The sequence below is a fragment of the Sphingobium sp. LMA1-1-1.1 genome, assembly GCF_040676365.1.
Classification (GTDB): Bacteria; Pseudomonadota; Alphaproteobacteria; order Sphingomonadales; family Sphingomonadaceae; genus Sphingobium.
On the sequence record NZ_JBEGHS010000023.1, the window covers coordinates 459,930 to 474,730 of the forward strand.

The window sequence follows — 14,801 nt, forward strand, 5'->3', positions numbered from 1 at the left end:
TCATGCCTCGCCCAATGTCTGCGACAATTGTTCCACCGTACGTATTCCGGCAATCTGCTCCATGCTGAGGCGCACGCCATATTGCGCTTCGAACGCCGTGATGATCCGCAGATGGGCCAGCGAATCCCAGCCGGGAACCCCGTCCCGGTCCAGGCGCAGGTCTATCCGGGACGGATCGACTTCGATGATATCACCGACGAGGTTCAGCAGGTCGTCCATATCCACAGTCATCATCTCGCCTCCAGCATGATCCAGTCGCATTCCCTGAACGCGACATCCGCGCGGGAAAGCGCGTAGTCCGTGCCGTCGCCGCCCTTGATGGCGGCAAAGCCCTGATCGTCGAAAAAGCCGCGCACCGGATCGTTCTTGGCCGTCGGAACGTAGCTGCCGTGCAGGAATGCGGCGTCGCTTTCCAGAAAGCGACGCTTGACCTCATTCATCATGGCATGTTCCAGGCCGCGGCCCATGGCGCGGCAACTCATCAGCAAATGTCCGATATGGAGCGCCGTGCCCTCTCGCCTCAAGGCGCAGATCGCGACCGTGCCCAATTCCCCGAAGCGGTCGCGCAGATCCGCAACGATGAGCTGCCATGCCGGGCCGGTCATCATCGCCTCCACCTCCCCCATGGTCGGGCGGCCGGTGGTCAGGTTGAACTGGTTGGTCTTGTTGAAAAGCTGATGCACTCTCAGCAGGTCTGCAGGCCCCGCGTCGCGGACCGCCGCGCGCATGTCAAGGTCGCGCAGATAATCCATCGGATCGCAGGAAGCACACAGAGCCTCCCGCTTGGCAGCCAGCGCATATTGTTCGGTCCTGGCCCTGTCCTCCGCCGTCAACCGGCTTTTCTCGAACCAGGGCAGCGCGTCCAATATATCGACAAAGTCGGACGGATCTGGCGGCAGAAGCACCGCATGGACATCCGGGCAATATTGCCGCACGGCCGCGATCTCCGCCGCGTTGTCATCCAGGAACACCAGAGCGTCCAGACCGATATTGAGCTGGCTCGCGATCTTCTCTATACTCGCATATTTGGTATCCCAGCCTATCGCCGTCGCCGCCATGTCCGACAATTGTAGCGGCATGTCGGTACGCAGGCGAAACACTTCCTCGACATCTTCCGGATTGTTCTTGCTGCACAATGCGAGCATGATGCCGCGTTCCTTGAGCGCCTTGATGCGGAGTTGGAAGGCACGGAACGCCTCACCCACCATGTCGCCGCGGCCGATGCGGATACCGTGCGGCCCGTCCTCGCCCACCACCCCGCCCCACAGGCTGTTGTCGAGGTCCAGCACCAGGCATTTGCGCGCTGCTCCGAGTGCGCCCACAAGCGCATGGGCGAAGACCGCGCCGAATTCCCGCATCATCATGTCGGTCCAGCCCAACCCGGCGAGATAGTGCATCCGGCGGTCTATCGCATGCCGCGCGCCGACCCGGCCCATCGCTTCGACCACGTCCAGCATCATCGCCCTGGGGCGCGCCCGTACGGCGCGGATCAACGCCAGGTTCAGCTCCAGGAAGAATTCGCGCTCGCCATATTCACTGCTGAGGTCCGCGACGCCCAGCGCGCTGGAAGGACAGGGGAAATTGGCTACCATCAGCGTCGCTGTGGTGCGCATGACCGCGCTGTCGATCCAACCCTCTATCTCCGCCGCCATATCGGCCCGCAAGCGATGACGGTCCTCAACGGAAAGTTGATGGAACCGTGCGAAGGCATCGGGCCGCATCACCTCCGCCGACAGTAGCAGAACGATGACGTGGGGATCGAAGCACTGCAGCGCCTCGCCATGCAGATCCTGCATATATTGACCGAAGGGGCTGACATGGAATGCGGACATCTGGCCGACCTTCGCGGCCTCCACACGCAGGAAGGGGGTGAGAAGGTCCAGCGTGACATTGCCCATCAGCGCGACGCGCACGCCGGCCTGCGCCTCCATCTCGCGCAATAGCCTGCCGGTCTTGCGATAATCAAGCGACGCCGATCCGATGTACAGGGATTGCATCATCTCAGAAAAGCCCATTTGGGTGGTCATGTCTCAATCCTTTCCAAGCCGACGCCAGGCGAGGTGCAGGGTAAAGAGCGTGGGGATCGCACCGCCCAGCGTCGCGCCCCATAGCAGCCCGGTGATGCCGTAAGCGGCCCCGGCCAGCGCACCGCTGACCGTCAGCGCCAGACCCACCACGCCCCATCCGTTGAGCAGCACCAGATCGGCGGGCGATCCCGCCGCCGTGAGCATCGCTCGGGGGAAGGCCATGGCGACCTTTCCCACACCGTTCACGCAGGCGGCGAAGACCAGGGCCGGACTGATGGCGTAGAGGCCACCGGTCACCATCGTGGCGAGCAACGGGCCGCAGACGGCAAGGCCCGCCGTCGCCACGATGATCACCGCGAGCAGCGGCCTGGCCTCCGCCAGCACAATGGCCTGTCGGCGCGCCGGTTCCGCACCGATCAGCCGGGGCGCGAGGGTGAAGCCAACGCCGGAAGCGAGCAGGCGGAAGGGAAAAATCGCGACCGACGCCAGCACGCCGAACAACGCCAGATCCTTCAGGTCCAGCAGGATCGGAATGACGATCCGTTCGATCTGTAGCGACAGCGTGCCGAGGGCGACGAGGCCCAGCATTGACCCCGCCTCGCGCCAGCGCCGGGCGGGATGGCCGACATCGCCGTCCTTCGCCCTGCATCGCAAAAGACTCCAGCCGATCGCGCCGAAGACGATGTTTCCGGCGGCGAATATGGCAAGAGGCGTCGCCCCATGCTTGATGCCGAGAAGGACAGTCAGGGTTCCGGCAAGCAGGAGGATGAAACTGGCCGAAATCGCGAGCAGCATGGAGGCACCGGGCATCTCCCATGCGCGAAGGCCGGTGCTGGTCGCCGCGACAAGCCCGCCGCCGGCAATTGCCAAGGCCGTCAGCCATGCCTCGCCCCGGTGCAGTCCGCCCAGCAGGCCAGTTACCGCGCCCACCACACCGCCCACCACAAGGCCGGAGAGGATGAGGAAAGCCAGCAAGCCCCTTCCCGCCCGCATCGGCCCGCGCAGGAACAACTGATCCACGCCCATCGGCGTCAGCAGGCCGAAGATATTGAACAAAGCAACCGCCAGCGTGAAACGGCCATAAGCCTCCACCGGCAGCACCCGCGCCAGCAGAAGCATGCCCAGGGTGAAGGCTGCGCCCGACAGACCGAAACCCAGCGCGGCGAACAGGCTGGAGGGTGCGCCCTTCACCACCCGCGCGCTGGTGCCGATGGCCGTCATGCGGCCTCCAGCGCTGTGGGCGAAGGGGGTGTCGTGACATCTGACGAAAGCACGGCATAGGCGCTCCGCAGCCGCTCGACGAAGGCGGCATGGCCATAGTCGAGCCGAGCCCTTGTGGCCGCCGCCTTCCCCAGACCCTCTCTCAGCGCGTCGTCAGCGCAGAGCCGTCGCAGCCCTTCCGCCATGTCCTGCGGCGTTACCGGTGTCAGCATGGCGCAACGACCATCCAGAACCTGGGAATGGCTTTCGATATCGGTTGCCAGCAGCGCCCTGCCCGACGCCATATAGGAGAAGATCTTCATCGGCGTGTTCCGGCCCTTCAGGCGCGGCGAGCAGAGGATGTCCGCCTGCGCCAGATAGTGGCTGAGGCCATCCAGCGGGCGCGGCCCCAGCAGATGCACGTCGCCTTCCAGCCCGCGTTGCAAGGCGAATTGCCGATGCTGCGCGACATGGTCCGCCTGGCCGCCTATCACGACCAGCGCGGGGCGCTCAACAGGCGCAAGGGCCGCCATCGCTTCGATCAGCAGGCGGACACCCTGATAGGATTCCAGATTGCCGACATAGAGCGCGAGCGGACGATCCTTCGCATAGAGGCGCAGATCTTCGACGGGTGCTGCAGCAGCGGGTCCTTCCATCGCGACGTCGGGCAGCAGATGGATGCGCCCGGGGGCTGCGAAACGGCTGGCGCTTTGCAGGATGGCGGGGCAGACGGCGATCACCAGATCGCTGCGGCGGAAGACGAATTGCTCGCATCGCTCGACGATCCAGGCGAAGACGCCGGCTCCGGGCCATTTCTCGACGATCTGCTCGCTCAGGATCGAATCCGCATCATAGACGAGGCAGATTCCGAAGAGCCGGGACAGGGGCAGCGCGAAGAAGGCCGCCTCCTCGACAGCGTGGATCACATGATGACGATAGCGCCGAAGCAGGCCGATCGCGGTGAAGAGCATCCAGAAATCGCAGGCGAGCTTCTTGAGCGAAAAGCCGATCGGGACATTCCGCACCCCCGGCGGAGCCGCGATGCGGTGATGCCGCACGCCGGGCATCGGCACGTCGCGCCCCTCATGGAAGCTCAACAGATCAACCTCATGTCCCTGCGCAGCCAAGGCTTCGGCTGCCATTCGCACGGCAATGGGCGTGCCGCGTTCCTCGTAAAAGGGCTGTGGCGCCAGCATCAATATCTTCATGAGGCCATTCTCAGGCGAAACTGGTTGCCGAGGAAATGCAACGGCCCGGCGAGCGCACCATAATGCCGCGCCTGCCTGCCGGTCGAGCGGATCAGCAGGCGCAGGTCGCGGCCGGGACGATCGGCCGAAAGCCTGCCCTGCACCATGGTCCCGAAAGTACCGATCCGCCGGGCATCGCCCCCCAACGGCAAGGGGTCCGATCCGCGCAGAACCGTCCGATGGCGGAAGCGACGTTCCGGCCAGAAAGCAGGACGCCCGCCATTGTCGCCCAACAGCAGTCGCTCCTCCGAATCTCCGGCCAGCAGCCTGTCGACCAGCCGCCCTCGCGCACCGGCCCATTTGCCGACGCCCCAGGGAAGGATGATCAGCGCGTCCGCAGCGTCCATCGCCTCGATCAATTGTTCGGCCGGCGCGCCATCGACAAAGTCGGCGGCCGTAGCCAGCGCCAGCATCTCGAGCCTTTCGGCGCTGACGACCTGCCTTCCGGCCAGCACCAGCAGGTCTGCCGAACCGGTTTCCAGCCAGAGGCTTTCCGGTTCCGCCGTGGTCCGCGCCGATGCCTTCAACGTTCCGAACGCATCGCACCCCTGTTGCTCCGCCAGCATGAAGACAGCCAGGCAATCCTTCCCACCCGCCGCCGCCATCATGCGTTCATGCGCCTGCATCAACCTGTCCCATGGGTCGTCGCCGGGATGCAGATGGACGTGCGCGTCGATCATCAGTTCAGGCATGACGCGGTCGCCATCCGCCGGTTTGCGGCAAGAGCGCGGCGGGCCACAGGCGGCGCGCCACCTGTTCGCTCAGCAGCGGCGCGGTGGTCAGCTTGCCGCCCAATAGCATATGATAGCCCTCCGGCCCGGGACGCAAATGCCGGTCTCCGGGATGAAGCGCCCGCCCGCTGCCGTCACGATCCGGCAGCAGACCGGCATAGATGGCCAGCACCGATCCTTCGTCCAGTTCAAGGTTCGGAAGGCATTGGCGAATGGATGTGAGGGCGGACCGGACATCCTCCGCCGTCGGTTGAGGCGAAAGGCTGCCGGGTCCGGGACGGTAGAAAGTGCCGACCAGCGTCGCTGCGCCATAGCGGCGAAAGAAGAAGCTGCGGCCGCGGCCGGGCGTAGGCGACAGGGCATAGGCGTCGCTGGCGGGGGGCGCGGGAATGTCCATCAGCAGGTTGAAGGCGAGGACCGCCGCGCTCGGCACCCGGCGCGCCGGACCGAGGCAGCGCCCCGCTTGCGCGCCACCGCAATCGAATAGCAGGTCGGCAGCGATCCTCTGCTCCCGCCCGTCCTTCACGTTCCGCAACTGGACGGCCCGGACGCCTCCGCCCTGCTCGATCAGGCCGGTTATCTCAGTGGAGCGCAGGACGACGCCGCCGCGCTGCTCCACCTCAGCCAGCATTTCCCTCAGCAACGCGGGCGGGTTCAGCAACTGCGCATCATACCAGACCGCGCCGCCCAGCAGACCGTGAGCCGCGACATCATAGGCCTGCAAGACCTCCTGCCGCGAACAGGCCCCGTCTTTGGGAAGCGGCACATGCTGGCCGAGTGCCGTTCGCAGCATATGGTCAAGTCCTCGCGCGAGGGCGAACAGGCGGGGCGACCGGGGGGTACCGTCATAGAGCGGCATCACACAGCGCAGTGGCCGGACCTGATGCGGATAGCGGTCGATATACCAGTTCTGCGCGCGGCGGCTGCGCACCCAGCGGGGGATGTTCATCGACTGGAGGTAACGCAACCCGCCATGGATGATGCCATAGCTGTTGACGGACGCGCCGGAGGGATGATCATCCCGATCGACCAGGACCGGGCACACGCCCCGTTCGAGCGCGGCCAGTGCCAGCGTGGTGCCCTGGATGCCTGCCCCTATTATTATGGTTTCAGGCATCGGCGGACACATGCTCCACGATCTTTTCGACACGATAATGCTGCTTGCCGTCGCCGCGGGTGAAGATGACGATCTCCGCGATCAGGCCGATCGCCGCGATCTGGATGCCCAGCACCAGCAGCAGCACGACCAGCACCAGCAATGGCCGGTCACTCAGCGGAATATTGCTGACCTCCCGCTGGAACAGCAGGAAAGCCATCAGGGCCAGGCTACACAGGATCGACGCCGCGCCCACAGTGCCGAAGAAGCGGAATGGACGTTGCATGAAACGGACGAGGAAGCCGACGGCCAGCAGGTCCATCATCACGTCGAAATAGACGCCCGGCTTATGCTGCGGCCGGCCCGCGTCGCTTTCCGCCTGAGGCAAGGTGAGTTGGACGACCTTGAAGCCGTGCACCTCCGCCAGCAGGGGCAGGAAGCGCTGCTTTTCATCCTGGATCGGAATCTCGTCGAACACACTCCGATGGACGGCGCGGACGAGGCAACCTGGATCATCATATTTGGCCCCGGCGAAGCGCGCCATCTTCTGAAAACCCCAGCCGCGCAGCCGGTTGAACATGGCATCCGCCCGCCTGTCGCGACGGGCGGCGACGACGTCGGCTTCGTCCAGATGGTCCAGAAGTTCGGAGATCGCCGCGCCACCGATCTGGAAATAGGCGGGCAGGAACAGCAGGTGTCGTCCGGTCGACTGGCGGATACCTTCGCGCAGGCAGGCCGATTCGCCGAACTCCCGGCCGAAGCGGATGATCTCTATGGGTTCGCCGTCGCGCTGCAATTGCTCCAGCGTGGAGACCGGGTAATCCGGCTGTCCATCGACGACGAAAATGAACTCATAACTTTTCCCCGAGGCCACGATTCTATCCCGATATTCACCGTAGACGCTTGCAACATCATCGAAACGCTTGAGGACAGGGACGATGACAGAGATGTCCATGACTTTGACCAGATCCAGCTTTGCCGTGGCAACCATTGCTCAATTCCCCGATTTGATTTGGGTCGACAGTTTCGCGCCTAGCGACGCAAAATCGGAAACATTCCCGGTCAGGCTGGCGAGCATCTGTCCGATCACCGCCCAACCCAGCAGGAACAGCGCCAGCGACAGCCAGAGTACGCCAATCGCCAGCATCGGCAGTGCCAGCCCCTCGCCCCAGATCGCTACCGCGACGGACAGCAGGCCAAGCAGGGTGATGCCGACTATCATGTGCCGCGGCCATGCCATGGGCCGCCGCACGAAGCTAAGCAGGATGCGGATCGAAACGATGTCCAGCATCACCTTATAAATCCGCGAGAAACCATATTTGGAGACGCCGAACTGACGCGGATGGTGCCGGACTTCGATCTGCGCCAGCCGCGCGCCGGCAAGGCGCGATAGGGCCGGAATGAAGCGGTGCATCTCTCCATACATGGGCAAGCACTTGATGAGGATGCTGCGGAAGGCCTTCAGCGAACAGCCGCTATCCCGTACCGCCACGCCCATCAGCCGGGCCATGATGCGGTTGGCGCATTTCGATACGAAGACGCGCAGCCCGCCATCCTGTCGCTTCCTGCGCCAGCCGACGACGATGTCATGCCCGGCGTGGATCAGCTCGACCATGCGCGGTATGTCCAACGGGTCGTTCTGCAGGTCGCCGTCCATCGTGACAATGATGTCGCCGCGGGCATTCTGGATACCGGCCGCCATCGCCGCGGTCTGGCCGTAATTGCCGCGGAATTTTACTATGCGCACACGCCTGTCCCGCTCGACAACTTCCGCGGCGCGGACAAATGTCGCATCCCTGCTTCCGTCGTCAACCAGCACGACTTCATAGCTGGGTTGAAAATCCGCCAATGCATGGCTGATCGCTTCATGCAAGAGCCCTATATTGTCCTCTTCATTATAAAGAGGGACGACAATAGAAACATCGACCATGCGTTCATTCCTACAATATTATAAAATATTGCCGGCGATGCCCTCAAGATTTCCACAATCGGGTTCCACGCCAATCGATTCCGCGACCTCAGAAACACATTCACATGAATTGCAGAAACATACCATTATGTAGTCATACCTACGGCTAGGCGTTCTCCCGTATATTGACTTGAATACTGTTAGATCGAATTCTTGGGCCATCGAACATCCTGTCGGCTTTTGCCGAATGTGAGATCATATTCATGGCCACCATATCGGAGCATCTGGGATCGCGTGTTGCCCTGCCGTCGCAGAATTGCCGGCGCGCGCCCATGGCGTTGCCCGGAGCAGCCGCGTCCCTGCTTGCGGCATTGTTCGCGTGCCTGGTCTACGCACTGACCATTCAGACGCGCCCGGCCCATATCGACGAATTCTATCATCTGCTGGCGGGACGCAGCTGGGCCGCGGACGGCAGCTTCGCGATCCTGGACGGGCGTTATGAACGGGCGCGCCTGTTCACCGTCATGGTCGGCAGCAGCTTCGATCTGTTCGGGCGGTCCGACCTCTGGGCGGCACGCATTCCCGCGCTGCTCTGTTCGGGCATCAGTGTGGGACTGGTCTTCCACTGGCTGCGACAGAGCGGCGGCATCTGGAGCGCAGTGACCGGCGCCGCATTGTTCGCTCTTGCCGGTTATACACTCGATATCGCGCATTTCGCTCGCTTCTACGCCCTGCACGCGCTGGCGATCCTGGCTGCGGCGGGAAGCCTGTTCGTGGCCACGCGGCCGGAGAGCCGTTTCAAGCCGGGATGGCTGACTGCGGCAGCGTTCTGCCTTGCCATCGCCGCCCATCTGCAACCCGTGACGGCTATCGCCGCGATGACCATGGGATGCTGGCTGCTGGTCGATCAGCGCAAGACCATTGGGGCGATGCGCCCACTGCACCTTGTCATACTGGGCACAGTCGCGCTCGCCGGCGCAGCCATTGTCCTGTCGCAGGCGGATTCGGCGCTGGAAAGCTATCGTCATGCCGAACGCTGGGCGGTCGGATCGCAGCATGATGCCTATTATTATCTGCGCGAATTCTGGACGCAAATGCCCCTTATGCTGATGCTCTGGCCGGTCGCGCTCGCGGCGGCTTGGCGATGCAATCGCTCGCTGGCCAGCCTGTGCGCGGTCATGGTGACGCTGTGCCTGGCGCTCCACAGCTTCGCGGGGATGAAGGCGTGGCGCTACAGCTACTATGTCTTTCCGTTCATCTGCATGGCCTATGGCCTCGCGATAAGCACGCTGATCGAACGGCTCGGCGGCACCGGATCGCCGTTGCGCCCCGTCGCGCTGGCGGGCACGGCGCTATTGTTGTTGATGGGCGGAGACTTGGTCTATCGTCATTCCGCACGGCTGATGGCATCGGCCCTTGCGCAGGAACCCGCCTCACTCGCCGTCCGGGTACCTGATGGCGAATGGGACAAGGCGACAGCTGAACTGCGGCAGATCGCGCAAGGCAGCAGCCTGCTCATCACCGGTGACGACCTGCGTACCCTGGCGCATATCGGACCGTTCGACCTGTTCATCAGCCACAGCCGGCTGGGCGAGCTCAAGCCGCCGTCCGATTTCAACAGCGACTTCCGCACCGGCCGCCCGCTGATCGACAGCAGGGCAGCCCTATCCGAAGTCATCGACTGCATGGATAGCGGCGTGGTCATCGTGTCCGATCATCAGTGGCGTAACCCCATGGGCGTGCGCCCGGAAATCGCCAATGAGATCGAGCGGCGGCTGACCCCCGTCCCGACGCACAGCAGCTTCCACGTCTACAGCTGGCGGCACCCAACCGTGCGGCGCGCCTGCCCCCATGTCGGGAAGCAGGCCCTTCCCGGCACAAAAGGTGCGTCCATGGTCAGGCCCCTGCCGCCCCGCGGGCGGTGCGTGCCGTCAGGCCAGTCATGTCCGCATGCGTTCTTGAGCATTGCAGCAACCGCAGGCGCGGCATGACTGGTTTGCTTCCTCCCCCTGATCTGGAAACAGGGTCTGTCCAATATGCCCGCCGCTTTGCAGGGCCCTCGGGCGCCTATCTGCTCGACATTCAGGAGCGAGGGCTGCGCGATCTGGTCGACGATGGACCGCCCGTCCACCAAAGCGCGCTGGATGTCGGCGGCGGTCATGGACAACTTGTCGGCGGGCTGCTGGGCATGGGGCTGAAGACGACAGTCCTTGGCTCGACGGCGGACTGCGCCGAGCAATTGTTTCAGGGCACCGACACCGGCAGGGTGGACTATGTCACCGGCGATCTGCTGGCCCTTCCCTTCCCGGACGGCAGTTTTGACCTCGTTACGAGCATCAGGCTGCTGGCCCATATCGACGATCCGGACAAGCTGATGGATGAACTCTGTCGCGTCGCCCGCTACAGCGTCATCATCGATTATCCGACATTGATCGGCGCCAATGCGCTGTCGGCAGCCACCTTTCCCATCAAGCGGCTGATCGAGAAGGACACGCGCTCCTATCGCAGCTTCTGGCCGGGCCAGATCGAGCAGGCCTTCCGCCGCAACGGCTTCGCATCCCGACGCAGCTTCAAGCAATTCAGCGCGCCCATGGGCCTCCATCGCCTTGCGGGGAAACCGGTACGCATGATGGAGGAAGGATTGCGCCTCATTGGCGTTACCAGGCTGATCGGCAATCCGGTACTACAGCGCTTCGACCGGGAGAAGGAGGCATGAGCGGGAACGAGCGCCCTGTCGTGGCGGTCACCGGCGCAACCGGCTTCACCGGCGGAGCGCTGGCACGCCGGCTGATCGGCATGGGCTATCATGTCCGGTCCATGACCCGCCGCCCGCCCAGCGCCGCCGAAAGGGAGAGCGGCATCGAATGGATCGGCGGATCGCTGACCGACACCAATGCCTTTGGCCAATTGGTGGAGGGTGCGACGACCTGCTTCCACATTGCCGCGATGTACCGGTCCGAAGGCACGCGGGAGGAATTCCTGCGCGCCAATCGCGACAGTACGGCCGCGTTGCTGGCAGAATCGCGGAAGGTGGGCGTAGCGCGCTTCGTCTATTGCTCATCCATCGGCGTGCACGGCGATGTGGCGGAAACGCCAGCCGACGAAAGCGCACCCTTCGATCCGCGCGACGCATATCAGGAAAGCAAGTTGCTGGCGGAGGACCTCTGCCGCGACGCGATGATGCAGCCCGGCATGGACGTCGTCATCATCCGCCCCTGCGCCATTTACGGGCCGGGCGATACGCGCATGCTGAAGATGTTCCGTCTGGTGCAGCAGGGCCGTTTTCTGTTCATCGGATCACGGCGACCCAATTTCCACCCGGTCTATATCGACGATCTGGTCGATGGCTTCCTGCTGGCGATGACGCGCAACGCAGCACCCGGCGGCACGTTCATCATTGGTGGCAAGACTTATCTGCCCCTGCGCGATTATGTTGCGACCGCGGCCAATGTGCTGAACGTGCCGACGCCCAAACGCACCGTACCATATGGGCTGGTCAATCTGGCCGCACACGGCTGCGAACTGCTCTGCGCGCCGCTGGGCCTGCAGCCCCCTCTGCACCGCCGCCGCCTGACCTTCTTCAAGCATAACCGCGCCTTTTCCATCGCGCGGGCAGAGGGAGCGCTGGGCTTCCAGCCCGCCGTCGGGCTGGAGGAGGGCTTCCGCCGCACCGTCGCATGGTATCGCAATGAAGGGTTGCTGGCGTGAGCGCTTCAACCGACCAGGCGCTTGACGCGCCCCCGGTCACGCCGGTCCCGGCGATGGAGGCCGAGCGCGGCCGCGCCCGCGACCATGCCCGCCAGGGCCGTAACCGGCGCCACAACCCCGCACAGCGCGGCGATACCGCAGACCGTGCCCGCGCCGGCGCTCCATCGAACGAAGCGGGAAGCACCCGCGCCATATTGTCGCAATATGGCCTCCAGATCGGCTATGGCGATCCAGTCCCGACTGACCGGTGGACGCACAGCGATCGGCCGCACCGCACCATCGGGGCAGGTCAGCGATTTCACCAGCAGGAAATCGCCCGCCGCGATAGCCATGGAAATCGGGAGGGAAAGCGACAGCAAGGCGCCCGAAGACCGCCGATAATGGATTGGCCGGGTGCCGCCCGGTTGAGGCGCGCCGAGATCTACGACCCTGCCCTTTTCCTGGAGCAATCCCACCATGCCGAAATGGGTAGGCACATTGTCGGCACCCTGAAACCAGGGGAAGGCATCCGCCTCCACCATGTCGGGTGGGGGATCGCCGGGCAGGGCCTTTGCGAGCAGGTCGGCTTTCGCGCTCATCATGTCTCCTTCCCTTCAGCACCTAGCGGGGACGCAGGCACATCGCCATGGCAACAAAGGGACTTCATCCGATGAGGGTGGCAACTCGCCTCGCCACGCCGCCGCTGCTGATGCTGCTGGCCCTGCCGCTGACTGCCGAGCAACCTGCCACCGGGCGCGCACCCCTGTCGGGCGTCAACATAGCCGGTGGGGAATTCAACTCCGCCCGCAAGCCCGGTATCTTCGGGAAGGATTATATCTATCCCGACGCAAAGACGGCCCAGCCCTTCATTGACATGGGAATGCAAGTTGTCCGCGTGCCGATCCTTTGGGAACGGGTGCAGCCGACGCCGTTGAAGCCACTCTCCACGACGGAGATGGCCTTGATCGACAAGTCGCTCGCCAGTCTGGCGCCGTTCCGGACCATCGTGCTGGATGTCCATAATTATGGCCGGTATAACGGCCAGAGGCTGGATCAGATTTCCAATGGTTCCGCCATGCTGGCCGATCTGTGGCAGCGGCTGGCAGAGCATTACAAGGGCGATGACGCCATCGCCTTTGGTTTGATGAACGAGCCCTATGGCATGACGCCCGCCGCCTGGCGGCTGCTGGCGGACGGCAGCGTCGCGGCGATCCGGCGAACGGGGGCCGCAAATCTCATCCTGGTGCCGGGCTCGAAATATAGCGGCGCACACAGCTGGACCGCTGGCGGATCGAACTCCAATGCGCTCGCCTTCGCAAATTTCCACGATCCCGGCAGCAACTATGCCTTCGAAATGCACCAATATCTCGACACAGACAGTTCCGGCACTGCGACGAGCTGCGTCAGTCCGGACATGATCGACGCTCACCTGGCGGGCGCGACGACATGGCTGCGGACCAATGGTCATCGTGGTTTTCTGGGGGAATTCGGTGCGCCGCCAAACGACAATTGCCTGCACGGTCTCGACATTCTGCTCACCCATTTGCGCGCCAATGGCGACGTCTGGATGGGATGGACCTATTGGGCAGGCGGCGCCTGGTGGGGCACGCGCTATCCGATGAGCGTTCAGCCGATCGACGGCCCGCGTCCACAGGCTGCGATCCTCAGCAAATATATCGTTGCAAGAGAGCCCTGATGAAGCAGTTTTCCGTCATGAGCGCTGCCGCCACGGCGGCCTTCATGATCCCGCAGGCGGCCTTGTCCCAGACCGAGGTGGAGGTTCCACCCGACGGCTTGCGAGTCAGGCCGACCGTGCGCCTGCTCTACGACAACAACATCCTGCGACAGAATGACGATCTGGTCACGGGGGAACAGGACGACCTGCGCATCACGCCCAGCGTGGATGTGACCTACCGGCGGCAGTTCGGCCTTCACCAGCTGACGGTGATCGGGTCGGCAGGTTATGATTTCCACCAGCGTTTCGAATTTCTGGACCGGGAACGGATCAGTCTTCAGGCCGACGGCGATCTATCCGTTTCCGGTTACTGCCATGTCCATCCTCGGGCGCGCTTGAACTTCGCACAGTCGAATCTGTCCGATCAGGGTGTGATCGACGGCAACACCCAAAAAACGCAGGATTATCGCATCGCCGTCGATTGCGAGAAGCCCTATGGTTTCTTTCCCGTGGCTGCCGTCGGCTATCTTAACACCAGCAACAGCGCTTCACGACGCCGCGTGTTCGATATCGATACGTCCACGGCGATGGCGGGCATCGGCTATTCCATGGCCAGCTTGGGCGAAATCCGCGTAACGTTCCAATATGAGCGCTTTCGTCGCCCCAATGCCGACGAGGCAATAGACGATCTGCCCGACGGCGCCGAGAATCATCGCGCGGGCATCCTCTTCCGTCGGGCCGTTGCCCCGCGCCTGAGCTGGCAGCTGGGCGCCAATTATTTCAGGACCAAGCCGCGCGCGCCAGGCATTGCGGATTTCTCTGGCCTGGGGGTGGAAGCACGGGCGGCCTATACCCCCTCCAACCGGCTGTCGATCAGGTTCGATGTCGATCGCAGCTCGCGCAATCAGAGTAATACGGGCGCGACCTATATCGTACAAACCGACTTCACCCTGCGCGGTAATCTGAAGCTCGGCGGGCGGTCGGGCCTCTCGCTCGGCGGAACCTATAGCCGCCGCCTGTTCAAGGGCGAGCTGCAGCTCGACACTCCGCTGCTGCGACGGTCGGACCGCACCAGCGCAGTCTTCGCGGGCTATCGTTACCAGTTGCGCGGCCGCCTCAATGCCGGAGCGGAGATACGCCACGAATGGCGAACAACGGCCGTCGACCAGTTCCGGTATAAAAGTACGTCGGGCCTGCTGTTCGTCGGACTGGATCTATGAGGTACTGGC

14 protein-coding genes are annotated in these 14,801 nt (G+C 63.6%); 5 read left to right on the plus strand and 9 right to left on the minus strand.

Going from position 1 to position 14,801, the window contains the following annotated elements; genetic code table 11:
* From MRBLMA1_RS13550 to MRBLMA1_RS13585, 8 genes are read right to left on the minus strand one after another with little or no spacing between them, the layout of a single operon-like run.
* The gene (locus MRBLMA1_RS13550) at positions 1-234 is read right to left on the minus strand and encodes an acyl carrier protein (RefSeq protein ID WP_363737345.1); all 234 of its coding nucleotides are present in this window, start codon (positions 232-234) and stop codon (positions 1-3) included.
* On the minus strand, positions 231-2,027 hold the full coding sequence (locus MRBLMA1_RS13555) for an HAD-IIIC family phosphatase (protein WP_363737346.1): 1,797 nt from the start codon (positions 2,025-2,027) through the stop codon (positions 231-233). The genes MRBLMA1_RS13550 and MRBLMA1_RS13555 overlap by 4 nt, the downstream gene beginning before the upstream one ends.
* A 3-nt stretch (positions 2,028-2,030) precedes the next feature.
* The gene (locus tag MRBLMA1_RS13560; RefSeq protein ID WP_363737347.1) at positions 2,031-3,248 is read right to left on the minus strand and encodes a polysaccharide biosynthesis protein; all 1,218 of its coding nucleotides are present in this window, start codon (positions 3,246-3,248) and stop codon (positions 2,031-2,033) included.
* On the minus strand, positions 3,245-4,435 hold the full coding sequence (locus MRBLMA1_RS13565) for a glycosyltransferase (RefSeq protein WP_363737348.1): 1,191 nt from the start codon (positions 4,433-4,435) through the stop codon (positions 3,245-3,247). Before MRBLMA1_RS13565 ends, MRBLMA1_RS13560 begins: the two co-directional genes overlap by 4 nt.
* A complete protein-coding gene (locus MRBLMA1_RS13570) occupies positions 4,432-5,166 on the minus strand; it encodes a hypothetical protein (protein ID WP_363737349.1) in 735 nt (244 codons plus the stop codon). Before MRBLMA1_RS13570 ends, MRBLMA1_RS13565 begins: the two co-directional genes overlap by 4 nt.
* Positions 5,159-6,322 carry an FAD-dependent oxidoreductase gene (locus MRBLMA1_RS13575; RefSeq protein ID WP_363737350.1) on the minus strand — a complete coding sequence of 388 codons (1,164 nt, stop codon included), beginning with the start codon at positions 6,320-6,322 and terminating at the stop codon, positions 5,159-5,161. Before MRBLMA1_RS13575 ends, MRBLMA1_RS13570 begins: the two co-directional genes overlap by 8 nt.
* Positions 6,315-7,292, minus strand: coding sequence for a glycosyltransferase family 2 protein (locus tag MRBLMA1_RS13580; protein ID WP_363737351.1), 978 nt, complete (start codon positions 7,290-7,292; stop codon positions 6,315-6,317). The genes MRBLMA1_RS13575 and MRBLMA1_RS13580 overlap by 8 nt, the downstream gene beginning before the upstream one ends.
* Positions 7,293-7,295: 3 nt before the next feature.
* Positions 7,296-8,231, minus strand: coding sequence for a glycosyltransferase family 2 protein (locus tag MRBLMA1_RS13585; protein ID WP_363737352.1), 936 nt, complete (start codon positions 8,229-8,231; stop codon positions 7,296-7,298).
* Positions 8,232-8,473: 242 nt separating this feature from the next.
* Between MRBLMA1_RS13585 and MRBLMA1_RS13590 the strand changes: the two genes are divergently transcribed.
* Genes MRBLMA1_RS13590 through MRBLMA1_RS13600 form a run of 3 tightly spaced genes read left to right on the plus strand, consistent with a single transcriptional unit; the run spans position 8,474 to position 11,918 of the window.
* Positions 8,474-10,201, plus strand: coding sequence for an ArnT family glycosyltransferase (locus MRBLMA1_RS13590; RefSeq protein WP_363737353.1), 1,728 nt, complete (start codon positions 8,474-8,476; stop codon positions 10,199-10,201).
* A complete protein-coding gene (locus tag MRBLMA1_RS13595; protein WP_363737354.1) occupies positions 10,198-10,926 on the plus strand; it encodes a class I SAM-dependent methyltransferase in 729 nt (242 codons plus the stop codon). Before MRBLMA1_RS13590 ends, MRBLMA1_RS13595 begins: the two co-directional genes overlap by 4 nt.
* Entirely contained in the window at positions 10,923-11,918 is a 996-nt protein-coding gene (locus tag MRBLMA1_RS13600; RefSeq protein ID WP_363737355.1) for an NAD-dependent epimerase/dehydratase family protein, read from the plus strand. Before MRBLMA1_RS13595 ends, MRBLMA1_RS13600 begins: the two co-directional genes overlap by 4 nt.
* A 5-nt stretch (positions 11,919-11,923) precedes the next feature.
* Here the strand turns inward: MRBLMA1_RS13600 and MRBLMA1_RS13605 are convergent, their stop codons facing one another.
* Entirely contained in the window at positions 11,924-12,499 is a 576-nt protein-coding gene (locus MRBLMA1_RS13605; RefSeq protein WP_363737356.1) for a hypothetical protein, read from the minus strand.
* 68 nt (positions 12,500-12,567) lie between these two features.
* Here MRBLMA1_RS13605 and MRBLMA1_RS13610 point away from each other — a divergent pair, with 68 nt between their 5' ends.
* A complete protein-coding gene (locus tag MRBLMA1_RS13610; protein ID WP_363737357.1) occupies positions 12,568-13,593 on the plus strand; it encodes a glycoside hydrolase family 5 protein in 1,026 nt (341 codons plus the stop codon).
* Positions 13,593-14,792: an outer membrane beta-barrel protein gene (locus tag MRBLMA1_RS13615; RefSeq protein ID WP_363737358.1), complete on the plus strand. Its 1,200-nt coding sequence runs from the start codon at positions 13,593-13,595 to the stop codon at positions 14,790-14,792. The genes MRBLMA1_RS13610 and MRBLMA1_RS13615 overlap by 1 nt, the downstream gene beginning before the upstream one ends.
* Positions 14,793-14,801 lie beyond the last annotated feature (9 nt).